The following is a 21,984-nucleotide window of genomic DNA, read 5'->3' as shown; positions in this document are numbered from 1 at the left end:
GGCGTCGTCGTGGTCACTTGATCCGGCCTTCCAACGCGTCCAGCTCTTCTTCGCTCATGTTCTCGATCAAGTCGATGCTCTCCAGGATCGCGGCGACGTCGAGTGCCTCGCCGTGGGGTGCCCCGGGCGCGCGCCGCTCCAGCTCGGCGGCCATCACGGCGAGCGTCGGGCCCTCGAAGACGGCCTGGACGGTGAGTTCGGCGCCCGTCGCCTGGGCGAGGCGGTTGACGAGGCGGGTGACGAGCAGCGAGTTACCGCCGAGGGCGAAGAAGTCGCTGTCGACGTCCAGGGCGTCGGCGTCGGTGCGCAGCAGCTCGGCCCAGACGCCCGCGACGGTCCGCTCGGCCTCGGTGCGGGGCGCGACGCGGCGCCCGGCGGGCCGCTGCCGGTCCTCGGGGGCGGGCAGGGCGCGCAGGTCGAGCTTGCCGTTCTGGGTCAGGGGCAGCTCTTCGAGGAGCACGTGCGCGGCCGGGACCATGTACTCGGGCAGTGCCGCGCCCAGCTTGTCCCGTACGTCGGCGACCAGGGCGGCCCGGCCCGACCAGCGCGGGGTCGTGGTGGCGGACTCGACCGTCCGCCGGGTGCCCTGGTCGTCGGCGCGGCGGGCGTAGACGTTGTACAGGGTGGTGCCCCGCAGCAGGCGGTTGTCCTGCTCGCAGACGACGTCGTAGCCGAGCGCCTTGAGGAGGGTGACGACCTTCTCCAGCTGTCCGTCGACGTCGTGGAGTTCGACGACGAGCTGTCGGATCTTGGGCCAGTCCCGCCAGTGGATGCCCTTGAGCACCTCGTACTCGGCGTTCTCCACGTCGACCTTCAGCAGGTCGATCCGGTCGAGGGACTCCTCCGCGATGACGTCCGAGAGGGTGCGCAGGCGGCAGGTGAACTGCTCGCTGTCGAGGCGGGCGTCGACGACCGCGTCGACGAGGTCGTCCCCGGCGGCGGCCGCGCCCTCGTCGGTCAGTTCCTCCTGGTTGCGCAGGTAGGAGCGCACCAGGTCGTGGGCCTGCTCGGCGGTGGTGACGCTGGAGGAGATGACGGTGTTGTGGCGGTAGAAGGTGAAGGTCTCCTCCTTCGCCTCGGCCGCGAGGCCGCAGTCGTGCACCTTGGCGTTGAGGCCGTGGAGCGCGACGTTGCGGCGCAGCGAGTCGAAGACGGGCGGGATCGGCTCGAAGGCGTGGATCCGGGCGCCGGGGCAGCGGCTGCCCGCGAACAGCGTGAACAGGCCGATGTTGGCGCCCACGTCGAGGATGGTGTCGCCGTCCTCGATGGTGATGCCGTTCCGCAGGTATTCGAGGTGCGTGAAGATCTCGTCGTAGACGAAGTCGGTCTCGCTCCTGTTCTGCTGGAACACCGTCATGCCGTTGGGCAGTTCGTAGGTCCGCGCGAGCGCTTCCGGCTCGGTGCGGTCCAGGCGCAGGAGTTCGCGGACGGCCGGCGCGTGGTCGGCCGACGGGACGACGTAGGCGACGAGGCGCTGGTCCTGGTCGTCGTAGCCGCGCACCAGGACGCGGGCGTCCTGGACGGCGGGGTGTTCGGCGAGGCGGGCCTCGATCTCGCCCAGCTCGATGCGGAAACCGCGGATCTTCACCTGGTCGTCGTTGCGCCCCAGGTATTCCAGCGAACCGTCGGGCAGCCAGCGCGCCAGGTCGCCCGAGCGGTACATCCGCGCACCCGGCTCCCCACGGAACGGGTCCTCCAGGAACCGCTCGGCCGTCAGCTCGGGCCGGTTCAGATAGCCCCGGGCCACGCCCTCGCCCCCGACGTACAGCTCGCCGACGGCGCCGACGGGCGCGGGGCGGCCGTGCGGGTCCAGGACGTAGGTGCGCAGGTCGGGGATGCGGCGTCCGATGGGGCTGACGGGCCGGTCCAGGTCGGCCTCGGTGAGGGGGTGGTAGGTGACGTGCACGGTGGTCTCGGTGATGCCGTACATGTTCACGAGCTGGGCGCTCTTGTTGACGGGGCGGCGCAGCCAGGGCTTGAGCGAGGCGACCTCCAGGGCCTCGCCGCCGAAGACCACGGCTCGCAGGGCGTGCGGCCGGGCGTCGTCGCCCTGTGCGGCGATCAACTGCCGGAAGGCACTGGGGGTCTGGTTGAGGACCGTCACACCCCGCTCGCACAGCAGCCGGTAGAAGTCCTCCGGACTGCGCGTCACCGCCTGCGGCACCACCACCAGACGGCCGCCGTGCAACAGCGCACCCCAGATCTCCCACACGGAGAAATCGAACGCGAACGAGTGGAACAACGCCCACACATCCTGCTCGCCGAAACGGAACCAGTCGTCCGTCGACGTGAACAGACGCACCACATTGCGGTGCTCGACCACCACACCCTTCGGCACACCCGTCGAACCCGACGTATAGATCACATAGGCCGCGTGCGAAGGGCCGACGCCGGTGCCCGTGACGTCGTCGGCCGACAACCCGGCCCACTGGTCGGCGTCCGCGCGGACGTCCACGACCGGGACCGACGGGACGGCCAGGCCCTCGGGCAGCACCCCGTCCATGACCAGGACGCGGGGTGCGCTGTCGTCGAGGATGTGTGCGAGGCGGTCCGCCGGGGAGGCCGGGTCCACGGGGACGTACGCGCCGCCCGCCTTGAGGACGGCGAGCACAGCCACGACGAGGTGTTCGCTGCGCGGCAGGCACAGCGCCACCAGCACGTCCGGACCCACACCCAGACCCCGCAGATGACGCGCGAGACGATTCGCCCGCGCATTCAACTCCCCGTAAGAGAGACGGCAGTCCTCGAACTCCACCGCCACCGCGTCCGGAGTCCGCGCCGCGATCCGCTCGAAACCCTCGTGCAGCGGCCGCGTCACCGGCTCGACCGCGGGCGCCTCGTTCCACTCGGTGAGGACCCGGTGGCGCAGGGCGTCGCTCAGGACGGGCAGTTCCAGGGCGGGGCGCTGCTCGGCGCCCTCGGTGGTGAGGGCGTCGACGAGGCCCTCCATGGCGGTTTCCAGGTAGCCGATGACGAGTTCGGCGTCCTGGGCCCGGTCGATCTGCGCGTCGAGCGAGAAGGAGTGCCCGAGGTCGTCGACGGACAGGGCGATGGGGTAGTTGCTGCGCTCGATGACGCCCGCGAGGGACTTGACGCCCGCGCGCTCCAGCTCGGAGTCGTCGATGCGGTCGTCGGACTCCAGGTGCCGGTAGTTCAGGATCGCGTTGAACAGCGGCGTCTCCGGCGGCACGGCGCTGTGGCCGTGGGCGACGGCCAGCGGGGTCTGCTCGTGGCGCACCAGGTCGCGCAGGGTCCGGTCCGTGGCGCTCACCAGGTCGCGCACGCTCGTGCCCGTCAGGTCGACGCGCACGGGCAGGGTGTTGATGAAGTTGCCGAGCATGCGCTCGATGCCGCGCGGGCCCTGGAGGCGGCCGGACATGACGGTGCCGAAGACCACGTCGTCGCGGCCCGCGCACGCCGCCACGACCAGGGACCAGCCCGCGTGGAACAGCGTGGCCGGGCTGACACGCAGCTCCTTGGCGCAGGCCCGGATCCGCTCCCCGAGGCGGGTGTCCAGGGGGCGGCGCAGGTCGAGGACGCTGCGGCCGTCGCCGTGGACGTCCTGGAGCCCGAACATCACGGTGGGTTCGGTGACGTCGCCGAGCCGGTCCCGGAAGTGGTCCGCCGGGTCGTACTCGCGCGCGCGGTGCTGCACCTGGGCGATGAAGTCGCGGTACGGCGCGGGCGGGGCGAGCTCCCCCGCGCGGCCCGTCATATGGGCGACGACCTCCCGGAAGAGCAGGCCCAGCGAGGTCGCGTCGTCGATGACGTGGTGCAGGTTGAGCGCGGCGTACCAGGTGTCCGTGGCGGGCTGCCGGGCGGCGCGCAGCCGGATCAGCGGGGCGCGGTCGAGGCGCATCGCCTGCGGCCGGGCCAGGAGGGCGCGGATCTCCTCCTCGGCGTCGCGGCCCGCGGGCACCTCGAACTCCTCCAGGTCGAGGCCGGCGCGGCGCACCACGACCTGGACGGGCCGGGACAGGCCCTGGGTGAGGATCGCCGTGCGCAGCGCGTCGTGCCGGGCGACGGCCGCGCGCAGGGCGCTCACGAAGCCGTCGAGGTGGGACCTGCTCTCGAAGGAGAACACGCCGGAGAGCACGTACGGGTCGCGGCCGCTCTCCTTGAGGTGGTGGAAGAGCATGCCTTCCTGGAGGGCCGCCAGCGGGTACACGTCCTGGACGTTGGGGGCGCCGCCGGGCACCGCCGCCACGATCGCCGCCACCTCGTCCTCGGTCAGGGAGACCAGGGGGAGCATGTCGGGGGTGAGCCGGTCGCAGTCCGCGGGGATCCCGTTCGGCGGGGCGGTGAAGGCCGTCCCGGCCGGGGCCGCGTCCCGCGCGTCGGGGTCCTCCGGGGCGTGCGCCGCGTCGATGGCCGCGGCCAGGTCGGCGAGCGTGGCGGCGGCGAACACGCTGTGCAGCTCGCAGTCGAGCCCCGCGTCGTGCAGGCGCGCGGTCAGCTTCGGGATGAGCAGGGAGTGCCCGCCGAGGGCGAAGAAGTTGTCGTGGACGCCGATGCGCTCCTGCTCGAAGCCGAGCAGGCCCGCGCAGACCTCGAGCAGGGTCCGCTCGGTGGGGGTGCGGGGCGCGACGCGGTCACCGGCCACGGCGTACGCGTCGGCGTCGGGGGCCGGGAGGGCCTTCCGGTCGAGCTTGCCGTTGGCGGTCAGCGGCAGGGCGTCGAGGCGGACCAGGGCGCCCGGGACCATGTACTCGGGCAGCGCCTGGCCGAGGTGCTGCGCCAGGGCGTCGTGGAACTCCCCGGTGTGCGCCTGCGGGTGCGCCTCGTCGAGGACCACGTAGCCGACGAGCCGCGGGTTGCCGGGGCTGTCCTCGCGGGCGACGACGGCGCAGGCCCGCACCGCGGGGTGGCCGGAGAGGCGGTCCTCGATCTCGTCGAGCTCGATGCGGAAGCCGCGCAGCTTGACCTGGTTGTCGATGCGGCCGAGGTACTCCAGGGTGCCGTCCGGCAGCCAGCGGACGAGGTCGCCCGTGCGGTACATGCGGGCGTCCGGGTCCTGGGCGAAGGGGTTCGGCACGAAGCGCTCACGCGTCAGGCCGGGGTTGTTCAGATAGCCGCGGGCCAGGCCCACGCCCGCGATGTGCAGCTCGCCCGCGCAGCCGACGGCCTGCCGCCGGCCCAGGTCGTCCAGGACGTACAGCTGGATGTTCTGGATCGGGCGGCCGATCGGCACCGTGCGGTCCGCGCCGTCGGGCGGGCAGGTCCAGTGGGTGACGTCGATGGCGGCCTCGGTGGGCCCGTACAGGTTGTGCAGGAGCGCGCGGTGCCGTGCGTAGTGGCGCGCGGGCAGCTCCGGCGGCAGGGCCTCGCCGCTGCAGAAGACCTGGCGCAGCGACGTGCAGCGGGCCCAGCCCTCGTGGTCGAGCATGAGACGCAGCATGGGCGGCACGAAGTGCGCGGTGGTGACCTCGGCGGCCCGGATGAGCGACACCAGGTACGCGGGGTCCTTGTGGCCGCCCGGTGCGGCGACGACCAGGCGCGCGCCGGTGATCAGCGGCCAGACGAACTCCCATACGGAGACGTCGAAGCTGAACGGCGTCTTCTGGAGCACGACGTCGTCGGGGGTCAGCGCGTACTCGTTCTGCATCCACTCGACGCGGTTGACGGCCGCCCGGTGCTCGACCATGACGCCCTTGGGGCGGCCGGTGGAACCGGAGGTGTAGATGACGTACGCGAGGTCGCCGGGGGCGATCCTGGCGGGCGCGTCCGGGGCGCCCGGCGCCCGGGTGTCCCGGCCGCGGTCGGGGACCGGCCGTCCTTCGGCGTCCAGGGGGAGGACCGTGCGCGCCCCGGTGAGGGCGGCCGTGTCGGTGCCCGACTGGGTGAGGACGAGGGCGGCGCCCGAGTCCTCGATCATGTACTGGATGCGTTCGGCCGGGTAGTCCGGCTCCAGGGGGAGATAGGCGCCGCCCGCCTTCATGACCGCCCACAGGGCGATCACCATCTCCAGGGAGCGTTCCATGGAGATGCCGACGACCGTGTCCGCGGTGACGCCGCGGCGGCGCAGCTCGGCGGCCAGGGCGTCGGTGCGCGCGGCGAGTTCGGCATACGTCAGGGAGCGCTCGCCGTGGACGAGGGCGGTGCGCTCGCCGTGGCGGGCGACGGCGTCGGCCAGGAGGTCGGGCAGGCTGCTCTCGGCGGAGAAGGGGCGGGCGGTGTCGTTCCACGCGTCGAACCGGCGCAGCTCGTCGTCCGACAGGTGCGAGGCCTCGGACAGCAGCTGTTCGGGGGCGTCGACCAGGGCGCGCAGCAGGGTCTCGTAGTGCCCGAGGAACGCCTCGACGTCCGCCGCGTCGAAGCGCGCGGCGTCGTACTTGAGGTGCAGCGTGTAGGCGTCGGCGGCGTGCTCGACGACCTCCAGGTGGAGCTTGAACTCCCCCTCCTGGGATATCTCCTCCACGAACCGCAGCGAGCGGGCCAGGTCGAGGCCGTGCACGTCACTGTCCGTCAGCCGCATCATGCGCTGGTTCTGGAAGACGTAGGAGACCTGGAAGACCGGGGAGGTGTCGGGGTCCGTGCGCAGGTTCAGGTCCTGCACCATGCGCGGGAACGGGTACGCGGCGTGGTCGAGGCCGTCGGCCATGACGAGCGTCAGGTCGCGCACGAAGTCGGTGAACGGCACGTCGCCGCGCACGCCGTGGCGCACGGGCAGCATGTTCACGAAGTAGCCGACCGCCTCGTCGTAGGTGGCGTCCGGCCTGCCCAGGGACGGCACGCCGACGACGAGGTCGCGCTCGCCGCTGTAGCGGTGCAGGAGCAGTTCGTACACGGCGAGGAAGAGCACCGCGGGCTTGACGCCGCGGGCAGCGCACAGGTCGCGCACCCGCGCGGCGAGGGCCGCGGGCAGCGGCAGGGAGACGGTCTCGCCGACCACGGCGGTGCCGGGGACGGGGGCGCGCTCGATGCCGAGGCGCAGCACGGGCAGGTCGCCCGCCAGGGTGTCCTGCCAGAACGCGCGGTGGCGGGCGCCTTCGGGGCCCGCGAGGAAGTCCGCCTCCCAGCGCACGAACGCGTCGTAGGCGTCGTGCCGCGCGGACGCGGGCTCGGGGGCGCCGCCCTGGAGCAGGGTGTCGTAGGTGTGGAGCAGGTCGCGCAGCAGTACCGGGGTGGACGCGCCGTCGAACACCAGGTGGTGCAGGACGAGCAGCACGAGCGTCCGCGGCGCGTCGGCCGTGCCCGCCGTGTACACGACGGCCCGGGCCGGTCCTTCCTGGTAGAGGTCGAAGGGCGCCTTGGCCTGTTCGCGCGCCAAGGCGAGCAGGACGTCGTCGGGCAGCCCGTGCGGCACGGTCCGGTGCCGGAAGGGCGCCTCCTCGCCGTCCGGGCGCCGCACCAGGTACGGCGTGCCCTCGTCCTCGACGACCACGCTGTGCAGCAGCGCGTGCCGGGACGTCACCTGCCGGAAGGCCTCCGCGAACACGTCGACGTCGAACGGCGCCGACGTGCGGAAGCAGACGGGGACGTTGTACACGTCCGACGCGGGCCGCAGCTTGTGCAGCAGCCACAGCCCCTTCTGGCCCTCGGACAGGGCACGCCGGTCCGTGACGCCCGCCTGCGCGGAGTCCTGGAGTCGTTCGTAGAACGCGAGCACGTCGTCAGCGGTGTAGAGGCCCGCCTTGAAGCCCGCCAGAATCTGATCCTCGTTCACGCGCCCGGTGCTTCCTTCATGAGTGACTTGAGTTCTTCGAGTCCGACGTGGCCCTGGCGGAACTCCTCCAGGGCCTTGGCCCGTGCTTCGCGTACGTCCGGTGCTTCGGGTGGCTGCGGGGTCCCGGTCCCGCGCTTCGCGGCGAGCCGGTCCGCGATGCGCTCCAGGGTGGTGAGTTCGACGATCTCCCGTGTGGTGAGGGTGAGGCCGAGGTCGGCCTCCACCGCGCGCCGCAGGCGCACCCACAGGACCGAGTCGGCGCCCAGGCTGTGCAAATCCTTGTCCAGTGGGAGTTCGCCGGGGGCGAAGCCGAGGGCGTCGCTGAAGTAGTCCGCGAGGTAGCGCAGGATGTCGCCGTCGCGCGCGCCGTCGTCGGGGTGGGGAGCCCCGGCGGGCGCCGGGGCCTCGGCGGGTGTGGGGACCCCGGCGGGCGCCAGGGCCGCGTCAGGTGTGGAAGCCGCATCGGGCGTGGGAGCCGTCGTCGGGGTGCCCGTGTGGCCCACCCAGTACCGCTTGCGCCGGAACTCCGTCGTCGGCAGCGCCACCAGCTGGCGCCCCTGCCCCGCGGACAGGCCGCGCCAGGGGATCCGGCCGCCCCGCACCCACAGCTCGGCGAGCCGGTCGAGTTCTCCGTCGGTGAGGAGCGCCCGGACGAACGCCTCGCCGTGCCCGCCCGAGAGCAGGTCGCCCAGGGTGGCGGCCCCGGCCTCCGCGTCGCCCCGGTACAGCTGGGCGTGCTCCGGCCGGTCGGCGAGGAACTCCGCGAGCGCGCGCAGCAGGCCCGCGCGGGACTCCGTGACGAACGCCAGGCGCTCGGCCAGGGCTTCCCTGCCCGTCCGCAGCGTGTGGGCGACGTCCGCGAGCCAGGCGGCGTCGTCCGCCTCCGGGACGTCGGCCCGCGCGACGAAGTCGTGCAGCAGGCGGGCCGCGGTGCGCAGCCGCTCGGGGTCACCGGCGGACAGCACGATCAGCTGCGGCTGCCTCGGCTGCGGCCGCGCCGCCCGCGGATGCTCGGCCTCCGGTGCCTCCTCCACGACGAGGCTGACGTGGCTGCCGCCCGCTCCGACGGAGTTGAGCAGCGCGCGCCGGGGCGAACCGGTGCGCGGCTCCCACGGCGTCAGCGTCTCGCACAGCCGCAAGGGGCCCTCGTCCAGGCGGAGTTCGGTGTTGGGCGTGCCGACCGACGTGCGGGGGGCCAGCTCCCGGTGGCGCAGCTGGAGGACGACCTTGGTGAGCTGGGCGATGCCGGAGGCCGCTTCGGGGTGGCCCAGGTTGGACTTCACCGAACCGAGCGCGACGGGCTCGGTGACGCCGGCGAACACCTCGCGCAGCGCGCCCGCCTCGACGGCGTCGCCGAGCGCGGACCCGTTGGCCGCGGCCTCCACATAGCCGATCGACGCGGGGTCGCAGCCCGCCTTCTCCAGGGCCCTGCGGGCCACGTTGACCTGGGTCCTGCGGCTGGGGGCCATGAACTGGCCCGCGCGGCCGCCGTGCAGCGAGGCGCTGCCCTTGATCACCGCGAGGACGGTGTCGCCGTCCCTGCGGGCGGCGGCCAGCGGCTTGAGCAGCACGGCGCCCACCGCCTCGGCGGGCAGATAGCCGTCCCCGTCCCGGAAGCTGCGGCTGCCGGGGTGGCTGCCGAGCAGGCCCGCCCGGGACAGCGCCCGGTACTTGTCGGGGTGGACCGTCAGGTTCACGCCTCCGGCGATCGCCAGCTCGCTGTCGCCGCGCAGCAGATCGGCGCAGGCCAGGTGGATGGCCGCCGCGGAGGACGCGCACATGCCGTCCACGGCGAGGCTCGGACCCTCCAGGCCGAAGAAGTGCGAGACGCGGTTGGCGATGAGGTTGTACGACGCCGCCGACGTCAGGGCGGAGCGCACCACGTCGGCGGTGTCGGCCCGGTACATCTGGTACATCGCGCCGACGTACACGCCGACCCGGCGGCCGTACGTGCGCTCGACGGCCTCCTGGGTGACACCGCTCTGCTCCAGGAGCTGCCACACCGTCTCCAGGAACAGCCGCTGCTGCGGGTCCATGGTCTCGGCCTCGCGCGGCGAGATGCCGAAGTGCAGCGGGTCGAACTCGTCGACGCCGTCGAGGAAGCCGCCCCACTTGCCGTAGCTCTTTCCGGGCGCGTCACGGTCCGGGTCGAACACCGCGTCGTGGTCCCAGCGGTCGGCGGGGACCTCGGTGACGCAGTCGGCCCCGGTGCGCAGCAGGCCCCACAGGGCGTCGGGATCGGCGGCGCCCGGGTAACGACCGGCGAGGCCGATGATGGCGACGCCCTCGTCGCGCGGGTCCCGGGCGGGGTGGGCCGGTGCGCGCCGCGCGGGCTCGGGCGCGAGGGCGGGCGGTGCCGGTACCGGTGCGGGAGCGGGTTCGATCGCGGGCTCGAGCACGGTCATGGATGCCGGTGCGGGCGCCGATGCGGGTGCGGGTGCCGGTGCGGCGGCGGTGGTCGGCTCGCCGAACAGCGCGCGCAGCGCGTTCCCGTGCTCGGCCACGAAGTACTCGGCCAGCTCGCGGACCGTCTGCACCTCGAAGAACAGGGTCTTGGGCAGCGTGCCGAAGTCCGTCTCCAGCTGGGCGATCAGGTTCATCGCCACGACGGAGTCCATGCCGTACCGCTCCAGGGGCACCTCCGCGTCGAGCCGGTCGGCGCCGAGCTTGAGGCCCGCCGCCAGGTGCGCGCGCAGATGGCGGCGGGTGCGGTCGACCAGGGCGCGGTCGTCGCCCGCCGTGCCGGGCCGCGGCCCGGAGGCCACGGCCTGCGGCTCGGCATCGGCGTACGGCTCGGTCACGGCGTGCGGCTCGGCCCGCGGCCCGTCGTGCGACTCGGCCTGCGGTGCCCGCCCGGGTCGCGCGGTCAGGCGCGGCAGGACCGCGTCGCGCCGCCCGGCGACCACGAGGAGCTGGCCGTCGGCGAGGCCGGTGCGGCGGGCGGCCACCCCGGTGTGCAGGGCCCGCAGGCCGCTGCCGGTGTCCAGCGGGAGGAGGTCCATCCGCCGCAGCCGCTCCTCGGTGGCGGCGTCCACGCCCATGCCGCCCTCGGCCCACAGGGGCCAGTTCAGGGACAGGGTCAGGCCGTGGCGCGCCCCCGTGGCCGCGAGGCGGCCGCGGTGGGCGGCGTAGGCGTCCATGAAGGCGTTGCCCGCCGCGTAGTCGGCCTGGCCCGCGTTGCCCAGGGCGCCGGACGTCGACGAGTAGCACAGGAACAGTTCGAGGGGCTGGTCCCGGGTCAGCTCGTCGAGGTGGACGAGGCCCGCGACCTTCGGCGCGAGGACGCGCTCGAACTCCTCCGGCGTCTTGTGCGCGACGAAGGCGTCGCGCAGCACGCCCGCGGCGTGCACGACACCGGTCAGCGGCCCGTGGGTCCGCGCGATGTGCGCCACGAGGCGTTCGACGTCGGCGCGATCGGTGACGTCGGTCCGCTGGTGGTCCACGGTCAGGCCCGCGGCCCGCAGCTCGTCGAGCGCCTGCCGCTGGGCGTCGCCGAGCGCCGAGCGCCCGGTCAGGACGACGGTGGCGCCCGCGGCGGCCGATGCGATGTCGCGGGCCGTGACGAGGCCGAGGGCTCCGGTGCCTCCCGTGATGAGGTACACGCCGCCCGCGCGCCACGGGGCGGTGGCCGTGTCCGGCGCCGCCGGGAGTTCCGCGAGCCGCCTGACCTCGCGGCGGCCCGCGCGGTAGCGGACCTCGGGGGCCGTCCCGGGGGCCGTCTCCGCGTGCAGCCGCTCGGCGACGAGGGCGGGCGCGGCACCGTCGAGGCAGTCCACGAGCTGGGTGCGCAGCCTCGGGTTCTCCAGGGCCGCGGTCCGCAGCAGTCCGCTGAGGCCGGTGAACACCGCCCGGCCCGCCGCCTCCTGGCTCGGGTCGCCGACGAGCACGACCTGGAGCAGGGCTCCGCCGCGCACGCCGTCCGTCAGCAGGGCGCGGACCCGGGCGAACACCCGCCGTGCCGCCGTCAGATACGCGGCGTCCAAGGGGGCGTCGTCCGCCAGGGCCACGGTCTCCAGGTGCGCCGTGGCCGTCAGGGCCGTGGCCATCGCGGACTCCTCGCCCGGCGCGAAGGCGCCGACGAGGATCACGTGGCGCTCGGCCACCCGTGCGGCCGTGGCGTCGCCCGCCTCCTCCGCCTCCCACACGGGGTGCGTGAGGAGCACGTGGTCGGGCGTGGCGGGCTCGCCGCCCGTCGCGCCCGTAAGGTCGAGCCAGTGGCGCTCGCGGGCGAAGGGGTAGCCGGGCAGGCTGATGCGGCGCGGGCGGGGAGTGCCGTCCGCCGCGTACAGCCGGTCCCAGTCGACGGCTTCGCCGCGGACCCACCGGGCCGCGTGCTCCTGGGGTTCCGTCGCCGTGCCGTCGGCCTTGACGGGCGGCTGGTCGGGCCGGACGCGGCCGCGCGCCCAGGCGCCCACGGCGGCGGGGTCGGCCAGGAACGCGTCGAGGGTGTGCCGCACGGACTCCAGGGAGTCCGCGGTGAACGCGAGGCGCTCCTCCAGGGCGACCCGGCCGGTCTGCAGCGTCCGGGCGAGCGCGGTGAGGTCGCCCTCGGCGAGCTCGTCCGCCCGGGCCCGCAACCGCCGTGCGACGTCCACGAGCTGGCCCTCGGTCGCGGCCGACAGCGGTACGACGACGGGGCGCGGCGCGGCGGCGGGAGCGGGGTCGGCCTGCGGTTCGTACGCGGCCAGGACCACGTGCGCGTTGGCGCCGCCCGCGCCGAAGCTGGAGACGCCCGCGACGCGCGGCCCGCGCCACGGCTGAAGGGTGCGCTGCACGGTGAACGGCGTCCCGGCGAAGTCCAGATGGGGGTTGAGCGTGCTCGCGTGCAGGCTGGGCACCAGCTCGCCGTGGCGCATCTGGAGCAGCACCTTGGTGACGCCCGCGATGCCCGCCGCGCTCTCGCAGTGGCCGATGTTGGACTTCACCGAGCCGATCGCGCAGGTCGGCTCGGCCGCCCCGGCGGTGCGCCCGAACGCCTTGACGAGGCCGGCCAGTTCGATGGGGTCGCCGAGGGAGGTGCCGGTCCCGTGCGCCTCCAGATAGCTGAGCTCGTGCGGTGCGACGCCGGCCCGGGCGAGCGCGCGGGTGATGACGTCGCCCTGGGCCGCCGGGTTGGGCACCGAGAAGCCGTGGGTCCTGCCGCCGTGGTTGAGGGCCGTGCCCTTGATGACCGCGTGGATCGTGTCGCCGTCGGCGACGGCCTTCTCCAGGGGCTTGAGCAGGACGGCGCCGACGCCCTCGCCGGGCACGTAGCCGTCGCCGCCCTCGCCGAAGCTGCGGCAGCGGCCGTCGCTGGAGGTGAACTTGCCCTGGCTCAGCATCACGTACTTGTTCGGGTGGACGCTGACGTTGACGCCGCCCGCGACGGCCGCCGCGCACTGGCCGCTCCTGATCGCCTCGCAGGCGAGGTGGATCGCGGTCAGCGAGGACGAGCACATGGTGTCCACGGCCATGCTCGGGCCGTGGAAGTCGTAGAAGTACGAGATGCGGTTGGCGATGGACGAGGGGCTGCCGGAGAGCGCCACGCGGTGGCCGCGCGCCTGCGCCTGGGCGCCGTGGAGCTGGTACTCCTCGTACATCACGCCGACGAACACGCCGACCTTGCCCGCGGCGAGGAGGCCCGCGCCGGTGCCGGTGCCGTCGGACGGGACGGTGGACTGCCGGGACAGGGTCTCGCCGGTGTATCCGGCGTCCTCCAGGGTGTGGTGGACGGTCTCCAGGAAGAGCCGCTCCTGGGGGTCGAGGAACTCCGCCTCGCGCGGCGAGATGCGGAAGAACAGCGGGTCGAAGCGGTCGACGCCGTCGAGGAAGCCGCCCCATCGGGACGTGCCCGCGTGGTCGCGGGGGTCCCAGCGGTCCGCCGGGACCTCGGTGACGCAGTCCCGGCCGGAGCGCAGGTTCCGCCAGAACGCGTCGAGGTCCTCGGCCAGCGGGTAGCGGCCGCTCACGCCGACGATAGCGATGTCGGTGACGTGCTCCGCGCGCGGCGACGCGGGCGCGGTGGGTGCCGGAGCCTGCGCCTCGGTCTCGGTCTCGGCCTCGGGGGCCGTCGCGCCGAGTGCGGCGCGCAGCCGCCGCGGGTACTCCTCGGCGAAGTGCTCGCTGAGCGCGCGGACCGTGCGGACCTCGAAGAACAGCGTCTTGGACAGCTCCCCGAAGGTGCCCTCCAGGTGGTGGGTGAGCTCCATCGCCATCATGGAGTCCATGCCGTAGAACTCCAACGGCGTGTCGACGTCGAGGCGTTCGGCGTCGACTTCGAGGGCCGTGGCGAGCTGGTCGCGCAGATACGGCAGCGCGCGCCCGGCGAGGGTGGTGTCGGCGCCGTCCGCCGCGGCGGGGTGCTCCGTGACCGCCGGGGCCGCCTCGGCGGGGTGCTCCGTGGCGGCCGGGGCCGCCTCGGCGGGGTGCTCCGTGGCGGCCGGGGCCGCCTCTGCGGGCAGCACCCGCGCGAGCAGGCCGGTCAGTTCGGCGCAGACCCGGCCCTCGCTGTCGAGGAGGGTGAGGTCCAGCTTCGCGGACGTGTCGGCGGGACGGCTGCCGTCCTGGTACCGGATCCAGGCGTACGCCGTCGCCGGGGTGGCGGCCAGGACGTCCACTTCCTGGAGGGCGAAGGGCAGCGCGGGCCGCGCGGGGGCCGCGCCGTGGCCCTCGCCGCCGAGCCCGAGGCCGATCGTGGCCTGGAGGGCGCCGTCGAGGATGCTCGGGTGCAGCGCGTAGGCGGTGGTGGTCTCCGCCGCCCGGGGCAGGCGCAGTTCGGCGAGCGCCTGGGGGCGGCCCGCGGTGTCGGTGCCGACGGCCAGCGTCGTCAGGGAGCGCTGTGCCGGGCCGTACTCCATGCCCACGCGGTCGTACAGGGCGTAGAGGTCGGCGGCGGTGAAGGAGGTCCGGGCGCAGGCGGCGCGCAGGTCCGCGAGCGGGAGCGCCGGACGCTCGGCGGGCGCCTCGGCCAGCCGTGCGCGGCCCTGGCTCGACAGCGTCCGCTCGCCGTCGGGGCCGACGGTGTGGAGCGTGTACGCGTAGGCGTCCGGGCCCGTCGGCTTCAGGTCCAGGCGCACGTCGAGGCCGTCGTCCGTGGCGCAGGCAGCGGGCCGCAGCCACACCACGTCGCTGAGCCGGACGCGGCCCGGCGCCGCCGTGGTGCGGGCGACGGCCGCGCGGGCCATCTCCAGGTGCGCGGCGCCCGGCAGGATCCGCAGGCCGCGTACCTGATGGTCCTTCAGGAAGGGTTCGGAGCCGTCGAAGACGGTGCGGTACGCCGTCGGGGTGCCGTCCGGGGCGTGGTGCAGCATCGGGTGCGCGCCGGGCGCGCCGTCCGGGCGCGCGGCCGAGGGCGCGGTGCCGCGTCCCGCCCAGTAGCTCTCCTCGGCGAAGGGGTACGTGGGCAGGCCGATCCGCACGGGTCGGGTCTCCGGGGCGTACAGGCTCCGCCAGTCGAGGGGGTGGCCCGCCGCCCACTGGGCGAGGGCCCGGTCGTACTCCCCCGCCTGGAGAGCGCGGGGGCGCGCGGTGTCCGGCGCGGTGCCCGTCCTGCGGGAGACCGAGCCGCGGTGCCAGCCCTCGTGGGCGCCCGGGTCCGCCACGAACGACGTGAGCCTGCGCTCCAGTTCGGCGAGCGAGGTGACCTGGGTCGCGAGCCGCTCCTCCATCGCGTCGCGGCCCACCTGGAGGGTGAACGCGAGGTCGGCGAGGCGCCCGGCGGCGACGTGCCCGGCCCTGAGGTGGTCCCGCAGCGCGCGGGCCCGGGCGACGAGCTGTTCCTCGGTGCGCGCGGACAGCGGGATCAGCGCCGCGGCCGGGGCGGGTGCGCCGACCGGGGGCGCGGTGCCCGTGTGCGCGTCGGCGTGCGATGCCATGGCCGCGTGTCCCCCGTGCTCCTCGGTGCGGTGGTGCCGCTCGTGTCCGTGACCGGCCGCGTCGTGGCCTTCGTCGTGCTCGTCGGCGTACTCCTCGATGACGACGTGCGCGTTGACGCCGCCGAAGCCGAAGGAGCTGACACCCGCCCGGCGCGGCAGCGCCCGGCCCTCGGCGTCGTGTGCCCGCTGCCACGGCCGCCGCTCGCGGACGACCTCGAACGGGCTGTCCGTGAAGTCCAGGTACGGGTTGAGGTCCGCGCAGTGCAGGCTCTCGACCAGGGTGGCGTGGCGCATCTGGAGCAGCACCTTGATGACTCCGGCGACGCCCGCGGCCAGCTCCAGGTGCCCGATGTTGCTCTTGACCGAGCCGAGGCCGCAGCGGGCCGGTGCGTCCAGGTGGCCCGGCGCTCCCGCCGTCTGTGCGTACAGCTCCCCGAAGGCGGTCTTGAGGCCGTTCAGCTCGACGGGGTCGCCGAGTTCGGTGCCGGTGCCGTGCGCCTCGACGTAGGTGACGGTGCGCGGGTCGACGCCCGCGTCGCGGTAGGCGCTCTTGAGGAGGTCCGCCTGGGCGCGCGGGTTGGGCGCGGTGAGGGAGTGGGCGCGGCCCCCGTGGTTGACGGCGCTGCCGCGGATGACGCCGAGGATCCGGTCGCCGTCGCGCCGGGCGTGGCGCAGCGGCTTCAGGACCAGGACGCCGACGCCCTCGCCGCGCACGTACCCGTCGGCCCGCGCGGAGAAGGTCTTGCAGCGGCCGTCCTCGCAGAGCATGCCCGCGCGGCTGTAGCCGATGTGCAGGTCGGGGCTGACGATGGTGTTGACGCCGCCGACGAGCGCGAGGCCGCTGCGGCCCGAGCGCAGCAGCTCGACACCGCGGTGCAGCGCGACGAGCGAGCTCGAACACGCCGTCTCCACGGGCTCGCTGGGGCCGTGCAGGTCGAGCAGGTAACTGACGCGGTTGGGGCCCACGGACCCGGAGACGCCGGTCGCGGCGTAGCCGTCCTCGCCCGCCCGCTCCCCCGTGACGAGGCTGCCGTAGCCGCTCGGCGCGGTGCCGATCAGGACGGCGGTGTCGCTTCCCGCCAGGCCGGATGGCGCGTACCCGGCGTCCTCCAGCGCCTGCCAGGCGTGGGTGAGCAGCAGCCGCTGCTGCGGGTCCATGCTGCGCGCCTCGCGGGGCGAGATGCCGAAGAACAGCGGGTCGAACCGGTCGACGCCGTCGAGGAACCCGCCCCAGCGCACGGTCTTCTTGCCGCGCGGGACGTCCTGTTCCTGCTCCAGGGCGCGCCAGTCCCAGCGGTCCTCGGGTATCTCCGTGATGCAGTCCTTGCCCGCGTGCAGGTTGTCCCAGAACGCCGACAGGTCGGGCGCCTGCGGGAAGCTGCCGCTCATGCCGATGACGGCGATGGGCTCGGCGGCGCCGGGTCTGCCGGCGGCGGGCTCGTGGGCCGCGGGCTGCTCGGAGGGGCGTGGCTCTTGCGGCTGTTCCTCGTACGACGCGTTCTCGTACGACTCGCTCTCGTACGAAGCCTCCGCGGCCGGGACCTCCGCGGCCGGAACCGTCGGCGCGGGTGCCGTGGCCGCCAGGTGTGCCGCCACGCTGTCCACGGTCCGGTGCTCGAAGAACACCGTGGGCGCCAGGTGCGTGCCGAAGCGGTCGCCGAGGCGGTTCGCGAGCTCGGTCAGGCTGATGGAGTCGAAGCCGTACTCACCGAACTCCCCGTCGCCCTCGATCTCCTCGGCGGGGACCTTCAGCTGCTCGGACACCTCGGCGCGCACGGCCTGCCGGATCGCGTCCAGGCCGGGGGCCGTGGCCGGGGCGGGTGCCGTGACCGGGCCGGGTGCCGTGACCGGGGCGGGCTCCACGGCCGGGGCGCGGTGGTCGACGGGCGTCGTGGGCGCGTGCCCGGCGATGTGGGCCGCGAGCGCGCCCACGGTGGTGTGCTCGAAGAAGACGGTGGGCGCGAGGCCCAGCCCGTGGTCGTCGTTGAGCCGCCGCGCGAGCTCGGTCAGGCTGATGGAGTCGAAGCCGTACTCACCGAACTCCCCGTCCCCGTCGATCTCTTCGGCGGGGACCTTCAGCTGCTCGGAGACGGCGGCGACCAGCGTGCGCTCCCACGCGTCGCGGGAGGGGCGCGCCGCGGTGGCGGGCGCCCGCGTGGCCGGGGCGGGCGTCGGCCGCTCCGTGGTGATCTGCGCGGACAGGCGGTCGAGCAGCCGGGCGCGGTCGCCGCAGAGCAGGAGGGTGTGGCGGGAGCCGCCCGCGACCGCCTCGGTCAGGGCCCGCAGGCCCGCCTCGGTGGGCAGGGGCGTCACGCCGATCCCGCGCAGCCCTTCGAGGGCGGCGTCGTCGAGCCGCATGCCGCCGTCGGCCCACAGCGGCCAGCCGACGGACACGGAGCGGCCGGACCTGAGGCCGCGCGCGGCGAGGTCGGCGCGGTGGGCGACGTAGGCGTCGAGGAACGCGTTGGCCGCGGCGTAGTCGCCCTGCCCCGCGCTGCCGAGGGCGGCCGCCGTGGAGGAGAAGACGACCAGGTGGTCGAGGGGCTGCCCGGCGGTGGCCTCGTCGAGGTTGACCAGGCCGGTGGTCTTGGGGGCGAGGACGGCGGCCAGGTCCCCGTCCTTCTTGGTGGCGAGGTAGCCGTCGCGGAGCACTCCGGCGCAGTGCACGACGCCGTGCAGCGCGCCGTGGCGGGAGACGACGTCCGCGACGAGCGCGTCGACGGCCCGCCGGTCGGTGACGTCCGTCTGCCGGTACTCGACGGTGACGCCCGGCGTCGCGAGGGCGGCGAGGCGCGGCCGCGCGGCGTCGGCCGCGGAGCGTCCGACGAGGACGACCGTGCCGGTGCGCAGGGCGCGGGACAGCTCCCCTGCGACGTGCAGGCCGAGCCCGCCGGTGCCGCCGGTGATCAGGTACACGCCGCCGTCGCGCCACGGCGACGCGGCGGCCCCGTGCGCGGGCCGCGCCTCGACCTCGGTGAGCCGCCTGGCGTACCGCAGACCGCCCTGCTGCCGGACGTGCTGCTCGGTGTGGGCGCGGGCGCCCGCCTCCACAGCTTCGGCGAGCGCCGCCGCGGACCGCTCGTCGGCGGCCTCGAAGGGGTCGAGGTGTTCCAGGAGCTGGGTGCGCAGCCACGGGTGCTCCAGGGCGGCCGTGCGCAGCAGCCCGGACACTCCGGTCAACACCTGGGCGGCCGGGGCGCCGTGCCCCAGGACGACGATCTGGGTGAGGCCGCCGTCCGGCAGGTCCCCGGCCGCGATCAGGGTGCGCAGCTCGCCCAGGACATCCCGCGCCAGACGGGCGTACGCCACGTCCAGCGGACGGTCCGCGGCCACCTCGGAGGTGTGCAGGACGACGCTGCGGGGCAGCCGGGCGCGCAGCGCCGAGGCGGCCGCGTCGGCTCCGGGGCCGACGAGCCAGACGACCCGCTCGGCCGGTTCGGCGGTGGTGGAAGGCGCGGGCAGCGGCGTCCAGCAGGGCTCAAGGACCAGCAGGTCACCGGGGGCGTCCTGGCTTCGCGGGGCCTCGGACGGCGGGGCGTCGACGGCTGCCGCGGGGGCTTCGTCGGCCAGCCAGTAGGAGTCCTGCGCGAACGGGTACGTGGGCAGGGAGAGGCGGGCCGGGCGCCGGTCGGGCGCGTACAGGAGCTCGAACGCGACGGCCGCGCCCCGGGCGTACTCCTCGGCGAGCGTCAGGAGCCGGTCGGGGTCGGTCAGTTCCCGGGCCGCCCGCGCGTCCGGCCGGGCCGGGCGCTGCGGCTTGTGGTCACCGGTGCGGGCGGACGGGGCGCTGCCGGTCTCCAGCCAGGTGCGCAGCCGCGCGGCGGCCTCCGCCGTGGTGTCGGCGACGAGCGCGAGGCGGTGGCGGAAGTGCTTGCGGCCCCGGCCCAGGGTGTGGCTGACGTCGCGCAGGCTCAGGCCGGGGTGCGCTTCGAGGTGGGCGGCGAGCTGGTGTGCCCGGTCCTTCAGCTGCCCGGCCGTGCGGGCGGACAGCGCGATCAGGCGGGAGCCGTCGTGGGGTGCGGCCGCCGGGGCCGCCTCGGGGGCCTCGGCCAGGACGACGTGGGCGTTCGTGCCGCTGTAGCCGAAGGAGCTGACGGCGGCCAGGCGCGGCCGGTCGGCGGGCCGCCACGCGCGCGCCCGGGTGTTGACGTAGAAGGGCGTGCCGTCCAGGTCGATGTGCTCGTTGAGGCGCTCGTACTGGGCGGTCGGCGGCAGCGTCGCGTGCTCCAGGGCGAGGGTGGCCTTGAGGACTCCGGCGACGCCCGCGGCGCACGCGGTGTGGCCGATGTTGCTCTTCACCGAGCCGATGGCGCAGTGGCCGCGGCGGTCGGTGCGCGCGGTGAAGCTGTCGACGAGGCCGTCGATCTCGACGGGGTCGCCCAGGGCGGTGCCGGTGCCGTGCGCCTCGACGAGCTCGATGTCGCCGGGGTCGATGCCGAACTTGTCGTACACGTGCTTCTGGAGGCGGGCCTGGGCCTCGGCGTTGGGGGCGGTGATGCCGTTGGACCTGCCGTCCTGGTTCACGCCCCAGCCCTTGATGACGGCGTGGATCCGGTCGCCGTCCGCCTGTGCGTCGGCGAGCCGCTTCAGGAGGACGACGCCGACGCCCTCGGCCGGTACGAAGCCGTTGGCGCGCTCGTCGAAGGCGTAGCAGCGGCCGTCGGGCGACAGGGCCCGCAGCTGGCTCATGGCCACGTGGACGCCGGGGCCGGGGATGACCCAGACGCCGCCCGCGAGCGCGGTGTCGCTGTCGCCGAGGCAGAGGCTGTCGCAGGCCTGGGCGATGGCCACCAGCGACGACGAGCAGGAGGTGTCGATGGAGAGGCAGGGGCCCTTGAGGTTCAGGGCGTAGGAGATGCGGCTGGCGAGGATGGCGCTGTTGGTGCCGAGGTTCTGGTGCGCGCTCAGGTCCGCCGCGTCGGCCGTGGCGCCGTAGCCGTTCACGGAGCAGCCGACGAAGACGCCGCACTGGGTGCCGGAGAGGTCGTCGGGGTCGTAGCCCGCCTCCTCGACGCAGCGCCAGCTCTCCTGGAGCAGGAGGCGCTGCTGGGGGTCCATGGCCGCGGCCTCGCCGGGCGAGATGGAGAAGAAGAGCGGGTCGAACCGGTCCGCGTGCTCCAGGACGCCCATCCACTTGCTGGAGGACTTCCCGGGCACGCCGGGCCGCTCGTCGTAGAACCTCTCCACGGGCCAGCGCGAGGACGGGACCTCGGATATGCAGTCGCGGCCGTCGAGGATGTTCCGCCAGAACGCGTCGAGGTCCTCAGCCTTGGGGAACGCGCCGGACATGCCGATGACGGCGATGTCCACGAGGCCGGGGACCCGCCGGGGCCCGGCGGCGGTGGCGGGCTCGGCGTCGGCTTCCGGGGCCGCGTCGGCGGTGGGCCGCGGCGCGGGATCCGGTGCGGGCGCGGGCGTGGCGGGGCGCTCGGGCGCCACGGCGGGCTCGGGCTCGACGGCGGCTGTGGGCGCGGGCTCCGGCTCCACGGCGGCGGGCACGGGCTCCGGCTCGGGCTCCGCTGTCAGGGCGGGTTCGGGCCGGGCGTCAGCCCCCGCGTCGGGGGCCGAGACGCCGTGCTCCCGCGTCAGGTATCCCGCCAGGTCGCTGATCGTCGGATGTCCGTACACCGTGGTCGCGGACAGCGAGAGCCGCAGCCGCGTGTTGAGGGTCCGGGTCCAGGTGACGCCGGAGATCGAGTCGAGGCCCAGCTCCACGAAGGGCGCGTCGTCGTCCAGTTCGGACGCGGTGAGCTCCAGCTCTTTGGCGAGGCTGGCCCGCAGCCACGCGGCGAGCGCGGCCTCGGCGGCGGGCGCGGCCTCAGCGGCGGGCGCGGCGGCCTCCGCGGGCGCGGCTCCGGCGGCGGGCGCGGGGTCCGCCGCCTCCACGGCCACCGGCGCGGGCTCCTCGACGGGGGCCGGGCCCGCGTCGCCCGCGCCGAGCAGCTCGGCGAGGTGCCCCGCGAGGTCGTCGACCGTGGGGTGGCTGTAGACCTGGGTCGCGGAGAGCGACAGCTGGAAGTGCGTGTTCAGCTTCCGGGTCCAGGTGACACCCGTGATCGAGTCGAGGCCCAGCTCCACGAAGGGCGCCTCGTCGTCGATGTCCGCCGCGACGAGTTCGAGCTCCGCCGCGAGGCTCTCGCGCAGGTGCGCGGCGATGTCCGGGCGCCCCGGCGCGGACGTGCCGCGGGCGGCCGAGGACCCAGGGGGTGTGGCACTCATCTGTTCTCCCATGGCGCCCTCGAACAGGGCGGACAACGTACGGAACGTGGGGTGACCGCAGACCTGGGCCACGGTGACGGACAGTCCGAGGGTTCGGTTGACCTCGTGCAGCCACTGGGCGCAGCCGAACGAATCGAGACCCAGCTCGACGAGGGACGCGTCGTCACGGCTCGGAGCCACTTCGGTTCCAAGGACGACGGCCAGCGTGTCGCGCAGGTACCGATGCAGGTCGCTTTTCGCGTGGAT

Annotated in this window: 2 protein-coding genes; both read right to left on the bottom strand. The window is 74.7% G+C overall.

Going from position 1 to position 21,984, the window contains the following annotated elements:
- Positions 1–13 precede the first annotated feature (13 nt).
- Positions 14–7,666, bottom strand: coding sequence for an amino acid adenylation domain-containing protein (locus AC5WAM_RS39045; protein WP_495520536.1), 7,653 nt, complete (start codon positions 7,664–7,666; stop codon positions 14–16).
- Entirely contained in the window at positions 7,663–21,918 is a 14,256-nt protein-coding gene (locus AC5WAM_RS39040; protein ID WP_495520535.1) for an SDR family NAD(P)-dependent oxidoreductase, read from the bottom strand. The genes AC5WAM_RS39045 and AC5WAM_RS39040 overlap by 4 nt, the downstream gene beginning before the upstream one ends.
- Positions 21,919–21,984 lie beyond the last annotated feature (66 nt).

Source organism: Streptomyces sp. JLYT201 (assembly GCF_059448825.1).
This window is presented reverse-complemented; position numbering and strand designations above follow the sequence as displayed.